Source organism: Stenotrophomonas sp. YJH_SMC_46 (assembly GCF_059370315.1).
In genome coordinates this window covers 489,790-512,359 of the sequence record NZ_JCAFTO010000003.1, presented here as the reverse complement: position 1 = coordinate 512,359, position 22,570 = coordinate 489,790, and the positions used below count along the sequence as shown (strand labels likewise).

25 protein-coding genes are annotated in these 22,570 nt (G+C 66.7%); 8 read left to right on the top strand and 17 right to left on the bottom strand.

Features of this window, described 5'->3' with window-relative positions:
• Nucleotides 1-40 precede the first annotated feature (40 nt).
• From ggt to rsmD, 5 genes are all read right to left on the bottom strand, one after another.
• On the bottom strand, nucleotides 41-1,771 hold the full coding sequence (gene ggt / locus AC5P8C_RS11890; RefSeq protein ID WP_495218792.1) for a gamma-glutamyltransferase: 1,731 nt from the start codon (nucleotides 1,769-1,771) through the stop codon (nucleotides 41-43).
• Nucleotides 1,768-2,049: a YfhL family 4Fe-4S dicluster ferredoxin gene (locus AC5P8C_RS11885; protein ID WP_010484376.1), complete on the bottom strand. Its 282-nt coding sequence runs from the start codon at nucleotides 2,047-2,049 to the stop codon at nucleotides 1,768-1,770. Before AC5P8C_RS11885 ends, ggt begins: the two co-directional genes overlap by 4 nt.
• 133 nt (nucleotides 2,050-2,182) lie before the next feature.
• Nucleotides 2,183-2,674 (bottom strand): hypothetical protein, encoded by a 492-nt coding sequence (locus AC5P8C_RS11880; RefSeq protein ID WP_495218791.1) that lies wholly within the window; start codon nucleotides 2,672-2,674, stop codon nucleotides 2,183-2,185.
• A 60-nt stretch (nucleotides 2,675-2,734) separates the two neighbouring features.
• Nucleotides 2,735-3,244 carry a pantetheine-phosphate adenylyltransferase gene (coaD, locus tag AC5P8C_RS11875; protein WP_005416145.1) on the bottom strand — a complete coding sequence of 170 codons (510 nt, stop codon included), beginning with the start codon at nucleotides 3,242-3,244 and terminating at the stop codon, nucleotides 2,735-2,737.
• Between the two features lie 26 nt (nucleotides 3,245-3,270).
• On the bottom strand, nucleotides 3,271-3,849 hold the full coding sequence (gene rsmD / locus AC5P8C_RS11870; RefSeq protein ID WP_495218790.1) for a 16S rRNA (guanine(966)-N(2))-methyltransferase RsmD: 579 nt from the start codon (nucleotides 3,847-3,849) through the stop codon (nucleotides 3,271-3,273).
• A gap of 625 nt (nucleotides 3,850-4,474) precedes the next feature.
• Between rsmD and htpG the strand changes: the two genes are divergently transcribed.
• Nucleotides 4,475-6,364, top strand: coding sequence for a molecular chaperone HtpG (gene htpG / locus AC5P8C_RS11865; RefSeq protein WP_495218788.1), 1,890 nt, complete (start codon nucleotides 4,475-4,477; stop codon nucleotides 6,362-6,364).
• A 180-nt stretch (nucleotides 6,365-6,544) separates the two neighbouring features.
• On the opposite strand, the gene AC5P8C_RS11860 is transcribed toward htpG, so the two are convergent.
• Nucleotides 6,545-6,844 carry a hypothetical protein gene (locus AC5P8C_RS11860; protein WP_019661209.1) on the bottom strand — a complete coding sequence of 100 codons (300 nt, stop codon included), beginning with the start codon at nucleotides 6,842-6,844 and terminating at the stop codon, nucleotides 6,545-6,547.
• Nucleotides 6,845-6,973: 129 nt separating this feature from the next.
• On the opposite strand from AC5P8C_RS11860, the gene ftsY reads away from it, so the two are divergent.
• From ftsY to AC5P8C_RS11845, 3 genes are all read left to right on the top strand, one after another.
• A complete protein-coding gene (gene ftsY / locus AC5P8C_RS11855) occupies nucleotides 6,974-8,254 on the top strand; it encodes a signal recognition particle-docking protein FtsY (RefSeq protein ID WP_019661208.1) in 1,281 nt (426 codons plus the stop codon).
• Between the two features lie 94 nt (nucleotides 8,255-8,348).
• On the top strand, nucleotides 8,349-9,473 hold the full coding sequence (gene mutY, locus AC5P8C_RS11850) for an A/G-specific adenine glycosylase (RefSeq protein WP_019661207.1): 1,125 nt from the start codon (nucleotides 8,349-8,351) through the stop codon (nucleotides 9,471-9,473).
• A 5-nt stretch (nucleotides 9,474-9,478) separates the two neighbouring features.
• Nucleotides 9,479-9,748, top strand: coding sequence for an oxidative damage protection protein (locus AC5P8C_RS11845; protein WP_019661206.1), 270 nt, complete (start codon nucleotides 9,479-9,481; stop codon nucleotides 9,746-9,748).
• Between the two features lie 67 nt (nucleotides 9,749-9,815).
• On the opposite strand, the gene AC5P8C_RS11840 is transcribed toward AC5P8C_RS11845, so the two are convergent.
• The 10 genes from AC5P8C_RS11840 to AC5P8C_RS11795 form a co-directional block, all read right to left on the bottom strand.
• On the bottom strand, nucleotides 9,816-10,265 hold the full coding sequence (locus AC5P8C_RS11840) for a DUF6491 family protein (protein ID WP_021202024.1): 450 nt from the start codon (nucleotides 10,263-10,265) through the stop codon (nucleotides 9,816-9,818).
• Nucleotides 10,266-10,453: 188 nt separating this feature from the next.
• The gene (gene lolD, locus AC5P8C_RS11835) at nucleotides 10,454-11,167 is read right to left on the bottom strand and encodes a lipoprotein-releasing ABC transporter ATP-binding protein LolD (protein WP_019661204.1); all 714 of its coding nucleotides are present in this window, start codon (nucleotides 11,165-11,167) and stop codon (nucleotides 10,454-10,456) included.
• Nucleotides 11,160-12,401, bottom strand: a complete 1,242-nt coding sequence (locus AC5P8C_RS11830) for a lipoprotein-releasing ABC transporter permease subunit (protein ID WP_019661203.1) — start codon at nucleotides 12,399-12,401, stop codon at nucleotides 11,160-11,162. The genes lolD and AC5P8C_RS11830 overlap by 8 nt, the downstream gene beginning before the upstream one ends.
• 23 nt (nucleotides 12,402-12,424) lie before the next feature.
• Nucleotides 12,425-12,874 carry a hypothetical protein gene (locus AC5P8C_RS11825; protein ID WP_021202023.1) on the bottom strand — a complete coding sequence of 150 codons (450 nt, stop codon included), beginning with the start codon at nucleotides 12,872-12,874 and terminating at the stop codon, nucleotides 12,425-12,427.
• A complete protein-coding gene (locus tag AC5P8C_RS11820) occupies nucleotides 12,825-13,073 on the bottom strand; it encodes an FAD assembly factor SdhE (protein WP_495218787.1) in 249 nt (82 codons plus the stop codon). The genes AC5P8C_RS11825 and AC5P8C_RS11820 overlap by 50 nt, the downstream gene beginning before the upstream one ends.
• A gap of 132 nt (nucleotides 13,074-13,205) precedes the next feature.
• Complete coding sequence (locus AC5P8C_RS11815; protein ID WP_005409079.1) at nucleotides 13,206-13,991, bottom strand: succinate dehydrogenase iron-sulfur subunit; 786 nt, start codon at nucleotides 13,989-13,991, stop codon at nucleotides 13,206-13,208.
• A gap of 66 nt (nucleotides 13,992-14,057) precedes the next feature.
• Nucleotides 14,058-15,848 (bottom strand): succinate dehydrogenase flavoprotein subunit, encoded by a 1,791-nt coding sequence (sdhA, locus tag AC5P8C_RS11810; RefSeq protein WP_014036803.1) that lies wholly within the window; start codon nucleotides 15,846-15,848, stop codon nucleotides 14,058-14,060.
• A 31-nt stretch (nucleotides 15,849-15,879) separates the two neighbouring features.
• Nucleotides 15,880-16,266 carry a succinate dehydrogenase, hydrophobic membrane anchor protein gene (sdhD, locus tag AC5P8C_RS11805; RefSeq protein ID WP_005409077.1) on the bottom strand — a complete coding sequence of 129 codons (387 nt, stop codon included), beginning with the start codon at nucleotides 16,264-16,266 and terminating at the stop codon, nucleotides 15,880-15,882.
• Nucleotides 16,263-16,655: a succinate dehydrogenase, cytochrome b556 subunit gene (sdhC, locus tag AC5P8C_RS11800; protein WP_005416132.1), complete on the bottom strand. Its 393-nt coding sequence runs from the start codon at nucleotides 16,653-16,655 to the stop codon at nucleotides 16,263-16,265. Before sdhC ends, sdhD begins: the two co-directional genes overlap by 4 nt.
• 56 nt (nucleotides 16,656-16,711) lie before the next feature.
• On the bottom strand, nucleotides 16,712-16,882 hold the full coding sequence (locus AC5P8C_RS11795) for a DUF1674 domain-containing protein (protein ID WP_005409075.1): 171 nt from the start codon (nucleotides 16,880-16,882) through the stop codon (nucleotides 16,712-16,714).
• A 39-nt stretch (nucleotides 16,883-16,921) separates the two neighbouring features.
• On the opposite strand from AC5P8C_RS11795, the gene ygfZ reads away from it, so the two are divergent.
• Nucleotides 16,922-17,797: a CAF17-like 4Fe-4S cluster assembly/insertion protein YgfZ gene (ygfZ, locus tag AC5P8C_RS11790; RefSeq protein ID WP_346470169.1), complete on the top strand. Its 876-nt coding sequence runs from the start codon at nucleotides 16,922-16,924 to the stop codon at nucleotides 17,795-17,797.
• Between the two features lie 159 nt (nucleotides 17,798-17,956).
• Here ygfZ and AC5P8C_RS11785 read toward each other — a convergent pair whose 3' ends face one another.
• A complete protein-coding gene (locus AC5P8C_RS11785) occupies nucleotides 17,957-19,039 on the bottom strand; it encodes an ABC transporter ATP-binding protein (protein ID WP_019661198.1) in 1,083 nt (360 codons plus the stop codon).
• A gap of 352 nt (nucleotides 19,040-19,391) precedes the next feature.
• On the opposite strand from AC5P8C_RS11785, the gene zwf reads away from it, so the two are divergent.
• From zwf to pgl, 3 genes are read left to right on the top strand one after another with little or no spacing between them, the layout of a single operon-like run.
• The gene (zwf, locus tag AC5P8C_RS11780; RefSeq protein ID WP_019661197.1) at nucleotides 19,392-20,828 is read left to right on the top strand and encodes a glucose-6-phosphate dehydrogenase; all 1,437 of its coding nucleotides are present in this window, start codon (nucleotides 19,392-19,394) and stop codon (nucleotides 20,826-20,828) included.
• Entirely contained in the window at nucleotides 20,825-21,832 is a 1,008-nt protein-coding gene (gene glk, locus AC5P8C_RS11775; protein ID WP_019661196.1) for a glucokinase, read from the top strand. Before zwf ends, glk begins: the two co-directional genes overlap by 4 nt.
• Nucleotides 21,829-22,551: a 6-phosphogluconolactonase gene (gene pgl, locus AC5P8C_RS11770; RefSeq protein WP_019661195.1), complete on the top strand. Its 723-nt coding sequence runs from the start codon at nucleotides 21,829-21,831 to the stop codon at nucleotides 22,549-22,551. The genes glk and pgl overlap by 4 nt, the downstream gene beginning before the upstream one ends.
• The last annotated feature ends 19 nt before the right edge of the window (nucleotides 22,552-22,570 follow it).

Here is a 22,570-nt window from a genome sequence, read left to right as displayed (position 1 = left end):
ATAACCGCCGAAGTGCCGGCCAGTGGCCGGGACTCCCACGTCAATGGGCCGGCACGACCTGGGCACTGCCCACCGGATTGCGCGGGTCGCTGCCGCCGAACAGTCGGTTCGCCTTGCGGTCCCATTCCACGGTCTGCAGGTTGCCCCACACGTGGCTGGAACCGCGGCCGCCTGCGGCGACATTGCCCGGCAGGTCGATCTTGTGGCCCATCGCCTGCAGCTGCTTCACCGTCGCCGCGTCGAATGCATCGTCCTCAGCTTCGATCAGGTCCGGCAGCCACTGGTGGTGATAGCGCGGCAGCGCAGCAACCTGCTGCGCGTCCAGGCCGGCGTCGTAGCCGAGGATGCCCAGCAGCACCATGGTGATGATGCGGCTGCCACCCGGGGTGCCCAGCACGATCACCTTGTCGCTGTTTTCCATGAAGGTCGGCGTCATCGAGCTGAGCATGCGCTTGCCCGGCTTCGGCGCATTGGCCTCGTAGCCCATCACGCCGAATGCATTGGGCGTGCCTGGTTTCAGCGCGAAGTCGTCCATCTCGTTGTTCAGCAGCACGCCGGTGCCCTTCGGAATCAGGCCCGAGCCGTACAGCAGGTTGACGGTCTGGGTGGCGCCGACGCGGTTGCCGTCACGGTCGATGATCGAGAAGTGCGTGGTCTCGTCATCTTCCAGTGGCGTCGGGTTGCCCGACAGCAGGTCGCTGGGCGTGGCCTTCTCCGGATGGATGGTCGCGCGCAGGCCCTGCGCGTAGTCCTTGCTGGTCAGCACCTTCTGCGGGATCTGCACGAAGTCCGGATCGCCGAGGAAGAAGGTACGGTCGCGGTAGGCACGGCGCATCGATTCCACCACCAGGTGGGTGCGGTGCGCCGGGTCCATCTTCCCGATGTCCCAGCCTTCCAGGATCTGCAGCATGCTGGCCAGCGCGATGCCTCCGGATGACGGCGGCGGCGCGGTGGTGATCTTCCAGCCGTTGTAGTTGAACACGATCGGTTCGCGCTGCTTCACGCGATAACCGGCCAGCTCTTGAGCGGTCCAGTTGCCGCCGGCCTGCTTCACGCCGGCCAGCAACAGCTTTCCGGTCTGGCCCTTGTAGAAGCCATCGAAGCCACCCGCAGCCAGCCGCTCCAGCGTCTGCGCCAGTTCCGGCTGCTTGAACAGGTCTCCGGTAGCGATCGGCGTGCCGTTACGCAGGTAGACCTCACGCGTGCCGGGATAGCGCTCCATCACTTCACGGCGCGAGGCATAGCCCTTGGCCATGCGCTCGTACACCGGGAAGCCTTCGCGCGCGATGCGGATGGCCGGCTGCAGCGAGGCCGACAACGGCAGCCTGCCGTGCTTGGCCGACAGTTCAACCAGCGCTGCAGGCAGGCCCGGGATGCCGGCCGACCAGGCGCCGTTGACCGAGCGGTCACGGTCCAGGTTGCCCTGCTTGTCGAGGAAGGCCTGCGGGGTCGCGGCGGCCGGCGCGGTCTCGCGCGCGTCCAGCATCACGTCCTTTCCGGTGGCCGCATCGTGCAGCAGGAAGAAGCCGCCACCGCCCAGACCTGAACTGATCGGCTCGACTACCGCCAGCGTGGACGACACCGCCACTGCTGCGTCGAAGGCGTTGCCGCCCTGGGCCAGGATGTCGATACCGGCCTGGGTGGCCAGCGCATGGCCGCTGGCAATGGCGGCGCCATCGGGGCGCTCGGCACGGACCGGGCTGCCGGCCCAGGCAATCGGGCTCAGCAGCAGGCCGAGCAGCAACAGGGGGCGAACGATCAGCGTCTTCATTCGGATGGGGGCTCCGCGTAGAGTTCGGGGTGATCGTGCTGCAGCTGGCGCAGCTTGGCCAGCAGCTGGTCTTCCGTTTCCACGATCTCCGGGTCCGGGTCGATGCACTCGACCGGGCAGACGACCACGCACTGTGGCTCGTCGAAATGACCGACGCATTCGGTACAGCGCGCAGGGTCGATCACGTAGATGGTTTCACCCATCGAAATGGCCTGGTTCGGGCAGGCCGGCTCGCAGACGTCGCAGTTGACGCAGAGCTCGTTGATTTTCAGCGACATGGCGATACTCCTCGCCCGCGCCTTGGGACAAAGGACCGGCCAGCGCGGGCGCGCGGGCCGGTCAGGTCATCAGCGGCACCCTTGCGGGGTTGCCGCCCGGGCCATGCCGGAGCATGGCCGCCATGGCTCGGTATTACTTGGCTTCGACGAAAATGTACTCGGCGCCGGTCGGCTGGACCGCCGCCTGCACGCGGGCGTTGTCGGCCGACTGGCCGATGAAGACGACGCGCACGCCCTTCATCGAATCCGGCGCCACGTCCTTGAACACAGTCTGGATCATGTCAGCCATCTTGCCCGAGGCCGACGAACCGAAGGCCAGCATGTTGCCCGGCTGCACGCCACGGGCCACCGCCTGGGTCGCGCTCTCGGTCTGGCGCTCGTACTTGGCCTGGAAGTCCGGGTCCGATTCCGGCGAGAGGTAGTACAGGAACGGGCTGTTGCTGATGTTGCCCATGTTCTGGATGGCCACTTCCTGCAGGTACTTCTTCCAGCCTGCATCGTCATCCTTGGACGGCGCGACCAAGGCCTGCTTGGCCTCGTCGACCGGAGCGGCCTCTTCCTTCTTGCAGGCGGTGAAGGCCAGGGCCAACGAAGCGATCAGCATCGCGCGCATGGTGGTGTTCATGGGTTTCCTCCCGGAATGGTGCGTGGTGGTGTACGTAATGGGGTGCGGGTACAGCGGGGCTTACGACTGTGCCGCCTTCGCTTCGCGGACCTTGCGCAGGGCTTCGAGCACCGCGGCCGGCACGAAGCCGGACACGTCGCCACCCAGGCGGGCGATCTCGCGGACCAGCGAGGACGAAATGAAGCTGTGCTGCTCGGCCGGGGTCAGGAACAGGGTCTCGACCTCGGGGATCAGGTGGCGGTTCATGCTGGCCATCTGGAATTCGTATTCGAAGTCGGACACCGCGCGCAGGCCACGCAGCAGCACCCCGCCCTGCACCGAACGAACGAAATGCGCCAGCAGGGTATCGAAGCCGATGACCTCGACATTGCCGTGATGGGCCAGGGCGCCGCGTGCCAGCTGCACGCGCTGCTCCAGCGGCAGCGCCGGGCCCTTGGACGGGCTCTGCGCCACGCCGACCACGACTTTTTCGAACAGCGGCGCGGCCCGGCTGACCAGGTCGATATGACCGTTGGTGATCGGATCGAATGTGCCGGGATACACGGCAATGCGGCGGTTGGCCACGGTCATGGGCGGGTGCAGATGTTCAGATGAGGTCAAAGTGTAGCAGTGGCGCGGCGGTACAGGGCAAAGCGCACCTCGCGGGTGCCGCCCTCGCGGTGCAGCAGCCAGTCCGGCGGCAGCACCGGCACGTGGCCGGCCGGCGATTCCAGGTACAGCCAGGCATCGGCGGCCAGGTGCCGCGGCAGCTGGGCCAGCACGTCCTGCCACAGGCCATCGGCGAACGGCGGGTCGATGAAGACCAGATCGGCCTGCTGCGCCTGCGCCCCTTGCAGCCAGCGCAGGGCATCGGCCTGCACCACGGTGATCTGGTCGCTGGCCTGCAGCCTGGTCACGGCGGCGGTCAGGTTGCGCCCCAGCTGAGCATCACGCTCGACCAGGGTGGCGTGAGCAGCGCCGCGCGAGACCGCCTCCAGGCCCAGCGCGCCACTGCCGGCGAAAAGGTCCAGCACCCGCGCCGCGCCCAGCTTGGGCATCAGCCAGTTGAACAGGGTTTCGCGCACGCGGTCGCTGCTGGGTCGCAGCCCCGGCAGGGTCGGCACCGGCAGGCGGGTGTTGCGCCAGCGACCACCGATGATGCGGACCTGGCCGTCTTTGCCACCTCGGCCGCTCACAGGCGCCCCCGGCGGGGTTCATTCGAGAATTTCAGCATGAGCGGGATTGTAGTTCGGCCGGGCCGCGCCCGGCACCCGCAGAAGCCACAGCAACGGCCGAAGCAACTTCAAAAGCTGGTTCCCTGGGGGTTGGCGCGGTGGGTCAGGTTGTGGGGGACGCCGTGAACCCGTCCATGGGGGCTTGGCCGCGGCATCCATGCCGCGGACACCCCCACAACCTGACCCACCCCGCCTTCGACAGTTTCCTGCAATCTGCCGAAGGGCTCTTGGGGTCAGATCCGTTTTCCGTGGGAAAACGGATCTGACCCTGGATTGGATTTCGATATCTGAGAGATTTCATCCACGCATGGCGTGGATCTACTGGCTGCCAGCCAACTGTCGAAGGCGGGGCACTGTGGGTTTGCAGGGTGTGAGCGGCATGGATGGGTTTACGGCGTCCCCGCAAACCCACAGTGCCCCGCCATCCCACGGATAGCCCGCTGTTGCTGTTGCTGTTGCTGTTGCTTCGGCCTCTGCAGGTGCCGGGCGCAGCCCGGCCGACCAACCCCTTGATTTCGGGACAATCACCCCTACCCCTTGGCGAGGCCGCACGCGCTGGCGCGGCATTGCAAACGGAGCCTTATCGATGACCGAGACGACCCAGACCGAAACCCTTGGCTTCCAGACCGAAGTCAAGCAGCTGCTGCAGCTGATGATCCACTCGCTGTACTCCAACAAGGAGATCTTCCTGCGCGAGCTGGTCTCCAATGCCGCCGACGCCGCCGACAAGCTGCGCTTCGAGGCCCTGACCCAGCCGGCCCTGCTGGAAGGCGACAGCGAGCTGCGCGTGCGCGTCAGCTTCGATCCCACCGCCCACACCATCACCATCGAAGACAACGGCATCGGCATGAGCCGCGCCGAGGCCATTACCCACCTGGGCACGATCGCCAAGTCCGGCACCGGCGACTTCCTGCGCCAGCTGTCCGGCGACCAGAAGAAGGATTCGCAGCTGATCGGCCAGTTCGGCGTCGGCTTCTACAGCGCCTTCATCGTTGCCGACGAAGTGGAAGTGACCTCGCGCCGCGCCGGGCTGCCTGCCGGCGAAGGCGTGCGCTGGACCTCGCGCGGCGAAGGCGATTTCGAGGTGGCCACCGTCGACAAGCCCGAGCGCGGCACCCGCATCGTGCTGCACCTGAAAGACGGCGAGCACGACTTCGCCGACGGCTGGCGCCTGCGCAGCATCCTCAAGAAGTACTCGGACCACATCGGCCTGCCGATCCAGATGCCGAAGGAAGGCGAAGAAGGCGCCGCCGTCGAGTGGGAGACCGTCAACCGCGCCAGCGCACTCTGGACCCGTCCACGCACGGAGATCAGCGACGCCGAATACACCGAGTTCTACAAGCACGTGGCGCACGACCACAGCGACCCGTTGGCGTGGAGCCACAACAAGGTCGAAGGCAAGCTGGAGTACACCTCGCTACTGTACGTGCCCGGGCGCGCGCCGTTCGACCTCTATCACCGCGATGCCCCCAAGGGCCTGAAACTGTACGTGCAGCGCGTGTTCGTGATGGACCAGGCCGAACAGTTCCTGCCGCTGTACCTGCGCTTCATCAAGGGCGTGGTCGATTCCAACGACCTGTCGCTGAACGTCTCGCGCGAAATCCTGCAGTCCGGCCCGGTCATCGATTCGATGAAATCGGCGCTGACCAAGCGTTCGCTGGACATGCTGGAGAAGCTGGCCACCGACAAGCCCGAGCAGTACGCCACGTTCTGGAAGGAATTCGGCCAGGTGCTGAAGGAAGGCCCGGCCGAGGACTACAACAACCGCGAGAAGGTGGCCGGGCTGCTGCGCTTCGCCTCCACCCGCGGCGACGGCGATGCGCAGACGGTGTCGCTGGCCGATTACCTCGGCCGCATGAGCGAAGGCCAGGACAAGATCTATTACCTGACCGGCGAGAGCTACAGCCAGGTACGCAACAGCCCGCACCTGGAAGTGTTCCGCAAGAAGGGCGTGGAAGTGCTGCTGCTGACCGACCGCATCGACGAGTGGCTGATGGGCTACCTGACCGATTTCGACGGCAAGGGCTTCGTCGACATCGCCCGTGGCGACCTCGACCTGGGCGCGCTGGAAACCGATGCGGACAAGCAGGCACAGGAAGCGGCAGCAAAGGACAAGCAGGGCCTGGTCGAGCGCCTGAAGACGGTACTGGGCGATGACGTGGCCGACGTGCGCGTCTCGCACCGCCTGACCGATTCGCCGGCGGTGCTGGCCATCGGCGAACAGGACCTGGGCCTGCAGATGCGCCAGATCCTGGAAGCCAGCGGGCAGAAGGTGCCGGACAGCAAGCCGGTGCTGGAGATCAATCCGGGCCATCCGCTGATCGCCAAGCTGGATGCAGAAGCCGACGGCGCACGCTTCGATGATCTCGGCCGGGTGCTGTTCGACCAGGCCGCACTGGCCGCCGGTGACAGCCTGAAGGACCCCGGCGCCTATGTGGCGCGCCTGAACAAGCTGCTGCTGGAGTTGTCGGCCTGATCGAGGCGGTGGTCGCCGGGCATGGCCCGGCGATGCTCTGGTAGGTGCCAACCTTGGTTGGCACTGCAGCCCTGGCAGAGGCCAACCTTGGTTGGCGCCCCAAAAGCGTGCCAACCAAGGTTGGCACCTACCAGGGGGGAGCGTGTCAACCCAGGTTGACACCCACCAAAGCCGGGCGGCTCAGACCTCCCGATCCAGCAGCGAACCCAGCATCTGGTCCTGGCGCCGTATCACCGTGGCATTGGCGGCGAAGGCCACCACCTCGGCTTTCGCCGCCAGCAGGTCCCCCAATGGCACGCCAGCATCGGCGTCGGCAGGGGTCATCGCGGCCTGCACCCCGCCCTGCTCCGCCTCACTGCGCAGCAGTTGCAGGCGTCGGGCATCAGGAGTCGCCAGGTTGGCCACGTTGTGCGCGGCCACCTGCACTCCCTGGTGGGCCGCGCGCATCCCGCCGAGAGCGATTCCCATCACGTCGTTCATGGCGGTCTCCGGGCCGCGCTGCGCAGCCCTTCGGACCGGTTAACGGCCGGCGGGCCGCGACCTTGAGTCCACATCAGCCCGACAGGCCCGAGTGGTAGCATATCCCCCTGATTTCAGCGCCTTTTGCCAATGCTCAGTTTTTTCCGCCGCAAGAAGCCCCAGGATGCCCCCGCCACGGAGGCACCCAAGACCCAGCACTACTCGGCTGAAGAGCTGGCGGCGGCGTTCCCGTCAGCCGCCCCGGCCGAAGACGCCGCCACGATCCCGGTAGTCGAAGCCGCAGCACCGGCACCTGTACCGGAACCGGCGCCCGTCGCCGAATGGCCTGCCGTACCGGCTGCGCAGCCGGTCACCGCGCCGGAGGACGTCCAGGCCGAAGTGCTGGCTGCGGCCGCCGTGCTGGCCCCTCTGGCTCCGGTCATTCCGGTCGAGGAACCAACCGCCCCGGCCGCCGACCTGCCAGCTCTGGTGGATGCCCCGCCAGCCCCGGCCGGCAAGCCCGGCTGGCGCGAGCGCCTGCGCAACAGCGTCATCGCGCGCAGCTTCGGTGGCCTGTTCTCGCGCAATCCCAAGCTCGACGACGACCTGCTGGACGAACTGGAAACCGCACTGATCACTGCCGACGTCGGCGTGGGTGCCACTACCGATCTGGTCGAGGGCCTGCGCAAGCGCATGAAGTCGCGCGAGTTCGCTGATGCCAATGCGCTGCTGGCCGCGCTGCGCGCCGAGCTGATCGCGATCCTGCAACCGGTCGCCAAGCCGCTGGTGATCGACCGCAACGCCAAGCCCTTCGTGGTGCTCACCGTCGGCGTCAATGGTGTCGGCAAGACCACCACCATCGGCAAGCTGGCCAAGCGCTTCAAGGATGATGGCCACAGCCTGATGCTGGCCGCCGGCGATACCTTCCGTGCCGCTGCCGTGGCGCAGCTGCAGGCCTGGGGCGAGCGCAATGGCGTGGCCGTGGTCGCGCAGGGGCAGAACGCCGATGCCGCGTCGGTGGCGTTCGACGCGCTGCAGGCCGGCAAGGCCCGTGGCACCTCGGTGCTGATCGCCGACACCGCCGGCCGCCTGCACACCCAGTCCGGCCTGATGAACGAGCTGGGCAAGATCCGCCGCGTGCTCGGCAAGATCGATCCCACCGCCCCGCACGAAGTGCTGATGGTGATCGATGGCACCACCGGCCAGAACGCGCTGTCGCAGCTGCGCCAGTTCAATGCTGCGGTGAACGTGACCGGCCTGGTGGTGACCAAGCTGGACGGCACCGCCAAGGGCGGCGTGGTGTTCGCACTGGCCCGCGAGTTCGGCATTCCGATCCGCTTTGCGGGCATCGGCGAGCGCCCGGAAGACCTGCGCGTGTTCGACCCGGAAGCCTTCGTCGACGCCCTGCTGCCCGAAGCGCTGGGCGCCTGATACACCGTGCAGCCACGCATGGCGTGGCTCTACTGCACCGCAACCGCAATCCAGTAGAGCCACCCTACGGGTGGCTGCCTTCCCCGGAACACCCATGCCCCGCCAGCCGCACGCCAGCGCCGACAACCCCCAGCAAGACGACTTCATCGCTCGCCTGCTGCACTGGTTCGACGACCACGGCCGCCACGACCTGCCCTGGCAGCACCCGCGCAGCCCTTACAGGGTCTGGTTGTCGGAGATCATGCTGCAGCAGACCCAGGTGACCACGGTCATCCCGTACTTCCTGCGGTTCCTGCAGCACTTCCCGACCCTGCCCGACCTCGCCGCCGCCAGCAATGACGCGGTGATGGCGCAGTGGGCGGGGCTTGGCTACTACGCCCGTGCGCGTAACCTGCATGCCGCTGCAAAGCGCTGCGTGGAACTGCACGGCGGCGACCTGCCGCGCGATTTCGATGCATTGCATGCCCTGCCCGGCATTGGCCGCAGCACCGCTGGCGCGATCCTCAGCCAGGCCTGGAACGACCCGTTCGCGATCCTTGACGGCAACGTCAAGCGCGTGCTCAGCCGCTATCACGGCATCGACGGCTTCCCCGGCCTGCCAGTCATCGAAAAGCAGCTATGGGCGATCGCCGAGGCACACGTGGCGAAGGTGCCGGCCGGTCGCATGGCCGATTACACCCAGGCACAAATGGACCTGGGCGCGTCCGTATGCAGCCGGGCCAAGCCCGCCTGCGTCATCTGCCCGCTGCAGGACACGTGCGTGGCACGCCGCGAAGGCCGCACCGCTGAACTGCCCACGCCCAAGCCCAGCAAGACCCTGCCCGAGCGCGAAGCCGTGGCTCTGCTGCTGCGTGACGCCCAGCAGCGCGTGCTGCTGCAGAAGCGGCCGGACACCGGCATCTGGGCGCAGCTGTGGACGCTGCCGCAGGCGGAGGCCGGCAGCGACCTGCAGGACTGGTTCGACGCACATGTCGACGGCTCGCTGGAAGATGCAGAGGAACTGCCGGTGCTGCAGCACACCTTCAGCCACTACAGGCTGCACCTGCAGATATTGTCACGGAAGGTGCGCGGCCTGCGCGTGGAAGAACCCACGCTGCGCTGGGTCGCCAACGACGAGCTACCCGCATTGGGCCTGCCAGCGCCGATCCGCAAACTGCTCGACGGCGCCACGATCAGGACGCCAAAACGAACTTCCAAGAAATCCCGCAACCACGAGTGAGTGCCATGCCCCGAACCGTCTTCTGCCAGTACGAACAACGCGATGCCGAGGGCCTGGACTTCGTGCCCTACCCCGGCGAGCTGGGCCAGCGCATCTTCAACAACATCGGCAAGCAGGCCTGGGCCGCATGGCTGGCGCACCAGACCATGCTGATCAACGAGAACCGGCTGTCGCCGCGCACCCCGGAGCATCGTGCGTTTCTTGAAGGCGAACTGGTCAAGTTCCTGTTCGAGAAGGACGCAGAGAAGCCGGCTGGCTTCGTTCCGGAAGCCTGACCTGCCGGTAGCGCCGGGCCATGCCCCGCGTCCAGGAATCCGCCGGGCATGGCCCGGCGCTACCCGTTTACTTCCCGGATTCCTCGCGCTCCTGCACCTGCGCCTGGCGCAGCTCCTGCTCGGACGCGCGCAGCGCCTTCACATCCAGCTTGCGGATGCTGTCGATGAAGCACGGCATGCGCGGGCCACCGGTAGGGTCGCGCACCAGCACCTTGTCGAAGCGCGCCGAAACACGATTCATCTGGCTGGTCAGGCCGATGGCGGTGGCATACGGCAGGTCCTGGCAGGGGCCTCTCAGCTCCAGCAGGTAGGCCTCGCTCGGGCGCGTCCAGACCGCCAGTGCGCTGTCGCCCAGTTCGGTCCAGCCATTGAGGGTGCCGAAGAACTGCATGTCGCTCTGCGGCGCACCGGCGTGGGCGCGGTAAAGGTCAAGCTTCTCGGCGCTGCTGAGCCGGCCGGTGGTCGCGCAGGCGACCAGGGCGAGGCAGAGGCCGGCCAGCAGGATCGGGGTCTTCATGGCGATCTCCTCGGGGAACTGTCGCCATCATGCGCCCGGGCTCGCAACGCTGGCGCGACGACCGGCAGCCCATTCAGCCGCCGGTCGGCGGCTCCTGGCCGGACCACGGTAGACGCCAACCTTGCTTGGCGCTTGCCCTGAAGGAGCAGCCGACCCAGGTCGGCTTCCACCAAAGCGGGCCCAGCGCCTCAGACGTCGGCGTGGGCCAGTGCGTGCAGGCGCCCTTCCCGCAGTTCCAGCACCCGGTCCAGGCGACGCGCCAGGCTGCGGTCATGGGTCACCAGCACCAGGCTGGTATGGCGCGCGCGGTTGAGTTCAAGCATCAGCTCGAACACCGTTGCCGCCGTGCGGTCATCCAGGTTGCCGGTAGGCTCGTCGCCCAGCACGCAGGCCGGGTGATTGACCAGTGCCCGCGCCACCGCAGCACGCTGCCGCTCACCACCAGACAGCTCGCCCGGCTTGTGATCCAGGCGATGGCCGAGGCCGACCGCTTCCAGCAGCATGGTGGCCCGGCTGCTCGCTTCGGCCACCGCGGTGCCAGCCAGCAGCACCGGCATCATCACGTTTTCCAGCGCGGTGAACTCCGGCAGCAGGTGATGGAACTGGTAGACGAAGCCCAGCGCCTGGTTGCGCAGCAGGCCGCGCGCGGTGTCCGACAGCGCCGACATGCGCTGGCCGGTCACATAGACCTCACCGGCAGTGGGAATGTCCAGGCCACCCAGCAGGTGCAACAGCGTGCTCTTGCCGGCGCCGGAGGCACCGATGATCGCCACCGTTTCGCCGGCGGTCACGGTCAGGTCCAGCCCATCGAACACCGGGGTCTGCATGCGCCCTTCAGCGTAGGTCTTGCCCAGTGCTTCGGCACGGATCACTTCGTCGCCGCGGTTGAAGACCTTATTCATAACGCAGGGCCTCCGCCGGCTGGGTGCGTGCTGCCCGCCAGGCGGGATACAGGGTGGCCAGGAAGCTCATCAGCAGCGCGACCACGGTGATCGCCACCACGTCGCCCGTCTGCATGTCGGTCGGCAGGCCGGTGATGTAGTACACATCCTCCGGCAGCAGCTTGACGTTGAACACGCTCTCGATGGCGCCGAGGATGCGTTCCAGGTTGAGGGTCAGGGTGATGCCGCCGATCAGGCCAGCCAGCGTACCGAAGATGCCGATCAGCGAACCCTGCACCATGAACACCTGCATCACGCCACCCGGGGTCAGGCCGAGGGTGCGCAGGATGGCGATGTCGGCCTGCTTGTCGGTCACCAGCATCACCTGCGAAGACACCAGGTTGAACGCACCCATGGCGATGATCAGCGACAGCAGGATGCCCATCACCACCTTTTCCATGCGCAGTGAGTGGTAGAGGTTGGCATTCTGCTGGGTCCAGTCGCTTACGCGGTAGGCGCCACCGAGGTTCTGCGCAAGATCCACGCCCACCTCCAGCGAGCGGTCCATGTCGTGCAGTTTCAGGCGCACGCCGGTGGCACCGTCGCTGCGCAGCACGCGCTCCAGGTCCTGCATGTTGGCGAAGCCGACGCCGCGATCGACCTCGTTATAGCCGGCCTCGAAGAGGCCACTGACGGTGAAGCGTTTCATCCGCGGCACCGCGCCGGCCGGCGTGCCCTGCACTTCGGCAAAGGTCACCAGCACCTGGTCACCAACGTCCACGCCCAGCCAGATCGCCAGCTCCTTGCCCAGCAGCAGGTTGAAGCTGCCCGGCTTGAGGCTGTCATAGCTGCCCTTGGTGATCTTCTTGTCGATCACCGAGACGTTCGGCTCCAGCGCCGGATCGATGCCTTGGATGATCGCGCCCTGCACGCGCGGGCCGCTGATCATCGACTGGATCTCGATGTACGGTGCGGCGCCGGCCACACGCGGATCCTTCCTGGCCACGTCGACCACCCGCATCCAGTCCGGCATCGGTTCGCCGTCGCGGCTGATGGTGGTGTGCGCGGTCATCTGCAGCAGACGGCTGCGGATTTCCTTCTGGAAACCGCTCATGACGGCCAAGGTGGTGATCAGCACCGTAACGCCGAGCGCGATGCCCAGGATCGATGCCATCGAGATGAAGGAGATGAAGCCGTTGCGGCGCTTGGCACGCAGGTAGCGCAGGCCGATCGCCACGGGAATGGGTTTGAACATGCAGGCACGCCAGTCAATTCAGCTTATGGTGCCATTGACCGGGGCCGACGGGAAACGCCGCGTGCGGCCACGGCCAGTCGCAGTTCACGTCGCTGCCCGGAATCGAGCACATCGGGCCAGAACAGCAGGCGCCGGCGGCGCCGATCCTCACACCACAGCAACAACAGCCATGGGCCACGCACCACCAGCCGTGGCGTATCAACGTCCTGCCCGGCCACCTGCAGTGGTTCGGGAAGCGGCGCAAGAAGCACCTGTACGCGTGGCCTGCGCTGGCGCCAGGCCAGTTCGGCCAAGCCGACGCCCCAGGCCAGCAGCAGCGCGGGCATCAGCAGCCGCGCAGGTAGATCCGAGGCGCGCAACAGCCAGGGTGCGGCCAGCAGCACCGCCAACTGAGCGGCGGCCTGCAGCCTCGAAGGGCGCCACTCAAGGCTTGAGGGTGAGGATCTTCTGCATGAGGGGGATCGCGTGCGCATGCGGACAGGCCTCGTAGCCCATGAACCAGCGCCACAACCTATCGTCCTCGCAGTCGAGCAGGAACAGGAAAACCTCGCGCTCTTCGGTCGGCGCAGTGCGCCATTCGTGGTCGAGATAGCGCTCGAACAGCTGATCCAGCTCACGCATGCCGCGGCGGCAGCGCCAGCGCAGCTTCTTCAGCAGAACGTCTTCTTCCATCGTGCTTCTCCAGATACAGCAAAGCCACGCATGGCGTGGCTCTACTGAGGTGGTGCAGCCACGCATGGCGTGGCTCTACTGAGGTGGTGCAGCCACGCACGGCGTGGCTCTACCAAGTACAGCCAGGCCTGATCAGGCGCGGCGTTCCATCATCAGCTTCTTGATCTCGGCGATCGCCAGCGCCGGGTTCAGGCCCTTCGGGCAGGTGCGGGCGCAGTTCATGATGGTGTGGCAGCGGTACAGCTTGAACGGATCTTCCAGATCGTCCAGGCGCGCACCGGTGTCCTCATCGCGCGAGTCGATGATCCAGCGGTAGGCCTGCAGCAGGATTGCCGGGCCCAGGTAACGCTCGCCGTTCCACCAGTAGCTCGGGCAGCTGGTCGAGCAGCAGGCGCACAGGATGCACTCGTACAGGCCGTCCAGCTTCTTGCGGTCTTCCGGCGACTGCAGGCGCTCGCGGTCCGGCGGTGCCGGGGTCTGGGTGCGGATCCACGGCTTGATCGAGGCGTACTGCGCGTAGAAGTGGGTCAGGTCCGGAACCAGATCCTTGACCACGTTCATGTGCGGCAACGGGTAGATCGGCACTTCCTTCTTGCCGCAGTCCGAGATGGCTCGGGTGCAGGCCAGGGTGTTGGTGCCGTCGATGTTCATCGCGCACGAACCACAGATGCCTTCGCGGCACGAGCGGCGGAAGGTCAGGGTCGGGTCGATCTCGTTCTTGATCTTGATCAGGGCGTCCAGGACCATCGGGCCACAGGCATCCAGATCGACCTCATAGGTATCGGTGCGCGGGTTGCTGTCGTCGTCCGGACTCCAGCGGTAGATCTTGAAGGTGCGCACATTCTTGCCGCCGTTCTTGACGGGGAAGTGCTTGCCCTTCGTGATCTTGGAATTCTTGGGGAGTGAAAACTCGGCCATGGCTGCTCTCGTTGGCTCAGGCGGCCCGCGCCCGTGGGCGCGGATTGCATGGTAGGCGGGGTCGGATCAGTACACGCGCGGCTTCGGCGGCACCACGGACACGTCGTCGGTCAACGTGTACATGTGCACCGGACGGTAGTCGAAGCTGCACTTGCCCTTCTCGTCGACGCTGACCAGGGTGTGCTTCTGCCAGTTGACGTCGTCGCGGTCCGGATAGTCCTCGTGCGCATGCGCACCACGGCTTTCCTTACGCTGTTCGGCCGAGTTGATCGTCGCCACCGCGTTGAGCAGCAGGTTGTTCAGCTCGTAGGTCTCGATCAGGTCCGAGTTCCAGACCAGCGAGCGGTCGGAGACCTTCACGTCCTGGAACGAGTCGAAGATCTTGTCCATCTTCTCGCAGCCTTCCTTCAGCGTCTGGCTGGTGCGGAAGACCGCCGCGTCGGCCTGCATGGTGCGCTGCATGCGGTCGCGGATGACCGAGGTCGGGGTATCGCCGTTGGCGTGGCGCAGCTTGTCCAGCAGGCCCAGCGCCTTGTCGCAGGCATCGGCCGGCAGCGGCTTGTGCGCGGCGCCCGGCTTGATGGTCTCGGCGCAGCGGTTGGCCACCGCACGGCCGAACACCACCAGGTCGAGCAGCGAGTTCGAGCCCAGGCGGTTGGCGCCGTGCACGGAGACGCAGGCCGCTTCGCCGATGGCGTACAGGCCCGGCACCACGGCGTTGTCGTTGTCGCCGACCTTCTGCACCACTTCACCGTGGTAGTTGGTCGGGATGCCGCCCATGTTGTAGTGCACGGTCGGAATGACCGGGATCGGCTGCTTGTGCACGTCGACGCCGGCGAAGATGCGGGCGCTCTCGGCGATGCCCGGCAGCTTCTCGTCGATCACGCCCGGGCCGAGATGGGTCAGGTCGAGCAGGATGTGGTCCTTGTGCTCGCCGACGCCGCGGCCTTCGCGGATCTCGATGGTCATCGAACGGCTGACCACGTCGCGCGAGGCCAGATCCTTGTAGTGCGGTGCATAGCGCTCCATGAAGCGCTCGCCGCTGCTGTTGCGCAGGATGCCGCCTTCACCGCGGACACCCTCGGTGATCAGGCAGCCGGCGCCGTAGATGCCGGTCGGGTGGAACTGCACGAACTCCATGTCCTGCATGGCGATGCCGGCACGCATGGCCAGGCCGCCACCGTCGCCGGTGCAGGTGTGCGCCGAGGTGGCGCTGAAGTAGGCACGGCCGTAGCCGCCGGTGGCCAGCACCACGCCCTGGGCGCGGAACAGGTGCAGCGTGCCATCGGACATGTCCAGGGCCAGCACGCCGCGGCAGGCGCCTTCGTCGTCGAAGATCAGGTCAAGCGCGAAGTACTCGATCATGAAGCGCGCATCGTGCTTCAGCGACTGCTGGTACAGGGTGTGCAGCATCGCGTGGCCGGTACGGTCGGCCGCCGCGCAGGTACGTTGCGCCGCCGGGCCTTCGCCGTACTTGGTGGTCATGCCACCGAACGGACGCTGGTAGATCTTGCCTTCGGCGGTGCGCGAGAACGGCACGCCGTAGTGTTCAAGTTCGATGATGGCCGGGATGGCCTCACGGCACATGTACTCGATGGCGTCCTGGTCACCCAGCCAGTCCGACCCCTTGATGGTGTCGAAGAAGTGGTAGCGCCAGTCGTCCTCGCCCATGTTGCCGAGTGCGGCCGAAATACCGCCCTGGGCGGCAACGGTGTGCGAACGGGTCGGGAAGACCTTGGTCAGGCACACGGTCTGCAGGCCCTTGGCGGCCAGGCCGAACGTGGCGCGCAGGCCGGCACCGCCGGCGCCGACCACGACCATGTCGTACTTGTGTTCGGTGATCTTGTAAGCGGACATCTAATCTGGATTCCTGTGTAGGTGCCTGGGCTCAGGCAACGCCGAGGGCGATGCGGCCCACCGCAAACACACTGACGATCATGCCGAGCACGGCGACGAACTTCACCGCGGTCTGCAGCACCAGGGCCAGCAGCGATTCGTGGATGTAGTCTTCCAGCACGACCTGCATGCCGAGCTGCGCGTGCCAGAACATGGCGATCAGCAGGCCGATCAGCGGCACCGCGTTCCACGGCTTGGCCACGGCGGCGGCGGCGGTCGCGTAGTCCGAGCCGAGCAGGCCCAGCACGAAGACCAGGAACCAGATGCCCAGCACCACCAGTGCGGCGGCGGTCAGGCGCTGGTGCACGAAGTGCTCGGTGCCGGTCTTGGCCGAGCCCAGGCCGCGCACGTTCTTCAACGGAGTACGGAACTTGCTCACGCGGCACCTCCGAACATCACATAGGCCCACACCAGCAGGGTGATCACCAGGCTGCCGATGACCGACAGCCAGCTGCTGCGGATGAAGGCCGGGATGCTGAAGCCGATGGCAAAGTCCTGCACCACGTGGCGGATGCCATTGCACAGGTGATAGGCGAACGACCATGTCCACGCGAACAGGAACACGCGGCCATACCAGGCCCCGGCATGGCCGGTGAAGCAGTTCCAGGACTCGGGCCCCATCATCAGGGCCAGCAGGCCGGCAGCGATGATGAGGGCACCAACAGACAGAAAGATGCCGGTGGCTCGATGCAGGATCGAGGTGGCCATCTGAATCTGCCAGCGATACACCTGAAGGTGCGGGGAAAGTGGGCGTTGTCTGGTCGCCATTCGCTGGGCTCGTTGTCTCGGCTGGGCGGCACGCGGCCGCGTTGGCTCAATGCTGATCAGAAATCGATGCAGCGTCCGTTTTTCTCCCAATCGCCATACCGCACCGGATCAAGTCCGCCGCGGCCGCCGAATTCCTCTGCCTTTTCCTGCTCCACGGGCACGGGTGCCGCAGGGACCAGCGGGGCTTCAGATTCGTCGTCGGGAGTGGGGGTTGTTTGGCCTATCATGTTCGGTCTCGCAACGCACAAATTTTAGACCTCGTTCACGTGCCTGACAACCTGCCCCCTGCTTTCGTCGGATATCCGCGCCTGCCCGGCCACCAGCTGCTGAGCCTGCAGGGCCCGGATGCGGCCGCCTTCGCCCACGCCCAGTTCAGCAGCGATGTCACCGCCCTGCCCCTGTTGCACTGGCAGTGGAGTGCCTGGCTGAGTGCCAAGGGCCGCACTCTGGCGGTGTTCCAGCTGCTCCGGCTGGCCGACGATCACGTGATGCTGGTGCTGGCCGACGGCGATGCCGATGCGATTGCGTCGCAACTGCAGCGCTTCGTGTTCCGTCGCAAGGTGAAGGTGCAGGGACGCAGCGATCTGGCAGCGGCCGGCGCCTTCACCGCGCCCGAGGCCGCCAGCGGCGCGGCGATTGCGCAGGCCGCAGATGAGGGTTGGGAGCTGGACCTAGGCAGCGATGCACTGCCGCGCACCCTGCGCATCGGCAGCGCCGAAGCGTTCGCCGCCAGTTCTGAAGCCGATGAGGCCGCCTTCGCTCTCGCTTGGCGCCAGGCCGACCTGCGCTACGGCCTGCCACGGCTGGAAGAGAGCCAGCGCGAAGTGTGGACCCCGCAGCAGCTGGGCCTGGACCGCCTGAATGGCTACAGCGTGAAGAAGGGCTGCTACCCCGGCCAGGAAATCGTCGCCCGCACCCATTTCCTCGGCAAGGCCAAGCGCGCGGTGCAGCTGCTGCATACCGCGGCACCCGCACAGGCCGGCGATGGCGTGCAGCAGGACGGCGCGACGCTGGGCACAATCGCCAGCGTGGCCGGCGAGCTGGCGCTGGCGGTGCTGCCACTGGAGGCTGGCGACGCCGAGCTGCAGGTGGGTGATGCCATTGCGCAGCGCGTGCCGCTGCTGGATGGATTGGCGCGCTGAATCTGACGCGCCCTCATCCACGCATGGCGTGGATCTACTGACCGACCCGGTGGGTGCGGACCGTTGGTCCGCACGCCTTCGGTGAAGGAATGGTAGTGCCGGCCGCTGGCCGGCAACCATGCAGGGTTGAGGTTGCCGGCCAGCGGCCGGCGCTACCCGTTACAGGCGCTCGCCGCTCTCTGCGTTGAAGAAATGCAGGCCCTGCGGGTGGATCGCCACGCGGATGTCATCGCCCACCGCAGGCAACGCCTGCGGTGCCACGCGCATGGTCAGCGCATGCTGGCCACTGCTGAGGTTGACGAAGATCTCGTTGCCGACCGGTTCGATGCCCTCAATGCGCGCGATGAACGCGTGCGCATCATCGGCAGCAGCCGGTTGCAGGTGCTCCGGGCGCACGCCCACCGCGATCGGTTTCTGCAGCCATGCCGGATCGATCGTGGCCTGGCCCAGCGGTGCACGCCACTGGCCGTCGACCACGGTCACGCCACCGGCATCGCCCTGCAGCGTGCCACGCAGCACGTTCATCGCCGGGCTGCCGAGGAAACCAGCCACGAACAGGTTGGCCGGGCGGTCGTACAGCGCCATCGGCGTATCGATCTGCTGGATGATGCCGTCCTTCAGCACCACGATGCGCTGACCCAGGGTCATCGCTTCAACCTGGTCGTGCGTCACGTAGATCATGGTGGTGCCCAGCTTCCGGTGCAGCTGCGCAATCTCGGTACGCACGCTGTGACGCAGCTTGGCGTCGAGGTTGGACAGCGGCTCGTCGAGCAGGAACACCGCCGGCTCGCGCACCAGCGCCCGGCCCAGTGCCACGCGCTGACGCTGGCCACCGGACATCGCCTTGGGCAGCTTGTCCATCATCTCGGTCAGGCCCAGCGTCTGCGCCGCCTCGGCAATGCGCTTGTCGATGGTCGCCTTGTCATGCCCGCGCAGCTTCAGGCCGAAGGCCAGGTTCTCGGCCACGGTCATGTGCGGGTACAACGCGTAGCTCTGGAACACCATGGCGATGTCGCGATCCTTCGGCGCCACGTCGTTGACCACGCGATCACCAATGGTCAGCGTGCCACCGCTGATCTCTTCAAGGCCGGCCACCATCCGCAACAGGGTCGACTTGCCACAGCCGGACGGTCCGACCAGCACCATCAGCTCGCCATCGGCGACCTCGAAGGTGGCGTCCTTCACCGCGACCTGGCCGTTGTCATAGACCTTGCGCACACCCTGCAACTGCACTTTTGCCATATCACCTATCCGGTCCGCCCGAAGCCGGGCTGTCTTTTGGGACTGCCTCGGCCCTCCCGATGGCAGTGATGATTGCGCGCCTGCCGCATGACGGCGAGCACTGCAATCGAATACAGTTGCCCATTCTGCCATGTAAACGTTTTCACGTGGCACTATCCGATGATCGGTGCGCACCGATCTGCGTCGGCGGTTGAACGAAGGTTCCGCCGAGGTAGTGGTTTCGAATGGAACGATCTTCCGCAACACCGGAGATCGCCCCTGACGAACCTCGGACAGGCAGTTGCGCGGATGTCCCCCGAACCCAGCCATGAAGCGATTGACAACGATGTCACCCGGATCTGAAACTCGAGCGATGCACGACACCCTCTTCCTGTTCGGTGCCACAGGTGATCTGGCCCAGCGCTACCTGTTCCCTTCGCTGCTTCGCCTGCTTGGCGACGGCCTGCTGCCGGAGGACTTCCGCATCCGCGCACTGGCCCTGTCCGGGCATGACACCGAAGCTTTCCATGACATCCTCCGGCCGCGCCTGCAGCAGGCCATGCCGATGGCCACGCAGGACGACATCGCTGCCCTGCTGCGCCGCATCGACTACCGTTCGGTGGACCTGCGCGATGTCGACTCGGTTGCCGCCGCCGTCTCCGACCTGGTGCACCGCAAGTGCGTCAGCTACCTGGCCATTCCGCCGGGCCTGTACATCTCCACCTGCGAAGGCCTGGCCAAGGGCGGCGCCCTCGCCGCGCCGGCACGCCTGATGCTGGAGAAGCCGATCGGCAGCGACAGCGAGAGCGCCGAGGAAATCATCAGCACCATCGGCCAGTGGATCGACGAGGACCGCGTGTTCCGCCTCGACCACTACCTGGGCAAGGCCGCGGTGCAGAACCTGATCGCACTGCGCTTCGGCAACACGCTGCTGGAAGCGGTGTGGAACCGCAACTACATCGAATCGGTGCACATCCTGGTGGCCGAAAGCGAAGGCGTGGATGGCCGCGATGCCTATTACGCCCGCTCCGGCGCGCTGCGGGACATGGTGCAGAGCCACATCCTGCAGCTGCTGTGCATGGTGGCGATGGAACCGCCGGCATCGCTTGAAGCCGATCGCATCCGCGACGAGAAGGTCAAGGTGCTGCGCGCCCTGCGCCCGCTCGATGCCAGGCACGCCGCGCGTGACAGCATCCGTGGCCGCTACACCGCCGGCACCATCAATGGCCAGCCGGCCCAGGCCTACCAGCCGCCGGAAGGCAGCGACGTGGAAACCTTCGCCGGTGTCACCGCGCATATCGACAACTGGCGCTGGAGCGGCGTGCCGTTCCACCTGGTCACCGGCAAGCGCCTGCCCGAGCGCACCACCCGCGTGGTGGTCACGCTGAAGCCGGTCACCCACTGGCTGTTCGAGCGCCCGCAGCGCGCGCAGGCCGCGCCGAACCGCCTGGTGTTCCAGCTGCAGCCGCAGGAAAACATCGAACTGGGCCTGATGAGCAGCCTGGCCGGCCCGGAATGGGGTGCCCTGGAACTGCATCCGCTGGAACTGGAACTGTCGGTGCCGACCGGCCTGCACCGCCGCATCGCCTACGAACGCCTGTTCCTGGATGCCTTCAACGGCAACCACACGCTGTTCGTGCGCGACGACGAAGTGCGCGCAGCGTGGGCCTGGATCGACAGCGTTGCCGACGCCTGGAAGGAGGCCAAGCTGCCGCTGGAACCGTATCCTGCTGGCCAGTGGGGCCCGAGCAATGCAGGCGAGTTCCTGCCGCAGGGCGTGGACGCGCCGGACAGCGGGGCCTCGGCATGAGTGCCATCTCGCAGCCGGTGCTGGTTGCCGACATCGGCGGCACCAATGCCCGCTTCGCCCTGGCCGACACCTCGCAGGACGCGCCGCTGCTCAAGGAGAGCATCCGCGAGTACGCGGTGGCGGAATTCCCGTCGCTGGGTGATGCCGCGCGCCACCACCTGGAGCAGATCGGCGCTGCGGCCAGCCGCGGCGTGTTCGCAGTGGCCGGCCGCGTCGACGGTGACGAGGCGCGCATCACCAATCATCCGTGGGTGATCTCGCGCAGCCGCACCGCCGCGATGCTGGGGTTCGACGAGCTGCACCTGATCAACGACTTCGCCGCACAGGCGATGGCGATTTCGCTGCTGCAGCCCGAGGACGTCGTCCAGGTCGGCGGCGCCGCCTGGGTACCGGGCAAGCCGGGACAGCCGCGCAACTACGCGGTGATCGGGCCCGGTACCGGGCTCGGCGTCGGTGGCCTGATCATGCGCCACGGCCGCTGCTATCCGCTGGAAACCGAAGGCGGTCATGTCAGTTTCCCACCGGGCACACCGGAGGAAATCCGCATCCTGGAAATCCTCTCCGAGCAGTTCGGCCGCGTCTCCAACGAACGCCTGATCTGCGGACCCGGGCTGGTCAACATCCATCGCGCCGTGTGCGAGATGGCCGGCATCGACCCCGGCCAGCTGCAGCCGGTAGACGTGACCGCGCGTGCCCTGCACGGTGATCCGCAGGCAATGCGCACCGTGGACGTGTTCTGCGCGGTGTTCGGCGCCATCGCCGGCGATCTGGTACTGACCCAGGGCGCCTGGGACGGCGTGTTCCTGACGGGCGGCCTGACCCCGAAGATGCTCGATTCACTGCAGCACTCCGGCTTCCGCCAGCGCTTCGAACACAAGGGGCGGTTCTCTTCGATCATGGCGAGGGTGCCATCGCTTGCCGTGATGCATCCCCACGCCGGACTGCTGGGCGCTGCCGCCTATGCTGCCGACGCCGAACGTGACGCACCAGGAGTTGCCGCATGAGCCCCACCTTGCACGACGACCGCATCGAGTTCATTCAGCACGGCGACGCCGATGGCTGGATCGAGGCGGTGGCCGCCGAAATGGCGCAGACCCTCAACCACGACATCAATGAGGTGGGCCGGGCCCGCATCCTGCTCTCCGGTGGCACCACGCCGGCGCCGGTATACCAGGCACTGGCCGAACTGGACGTGCATTGGGACCGGGTGGAAGTGAGCCTGGCCGATGAGCGGTGGCTGTCGCCGCAGGATCGCGACAGCAACGCCTGGCTGGTGCGCGAGCACCTGCTCAAGCGTGCCGAGGGTGCGCACTTCGATCCGCTGGTGCGGATCGGCAAGCCGCTGACGGAGTGCGTCTACACCGCCAACCTGCAGGCCCAGCACAGCCAGCCACCCAGCCTGGTGGCACTGGGCATGGGCAACGATGGCCACACCGCCTCGCTGTTCCCGGGTTCGAAGGACCTGGCCCGTGCACTGGAAAGCACCCTGCCCTATGCGGCACTGGATGCCACCGGCTGCCCGGGCGCGAACCAGTGGCCGCTGCGCATCACCCTGACCCCGCACGGCCTGCGCCAGTGCCGCCAGCGTCTGCTGCTGCTGCGCGGCAAGCAGAAGCTGCAGGTACTGCGCCAGGCACTGGACAGCAATGACCCCCAGCAGTACCCGATCCTCAATGCAATCAACCTGGAAGGCGCGCGCCTGCGCGTCCACTGGGCTGATTGATGTCGGCGGCGGCGCCACG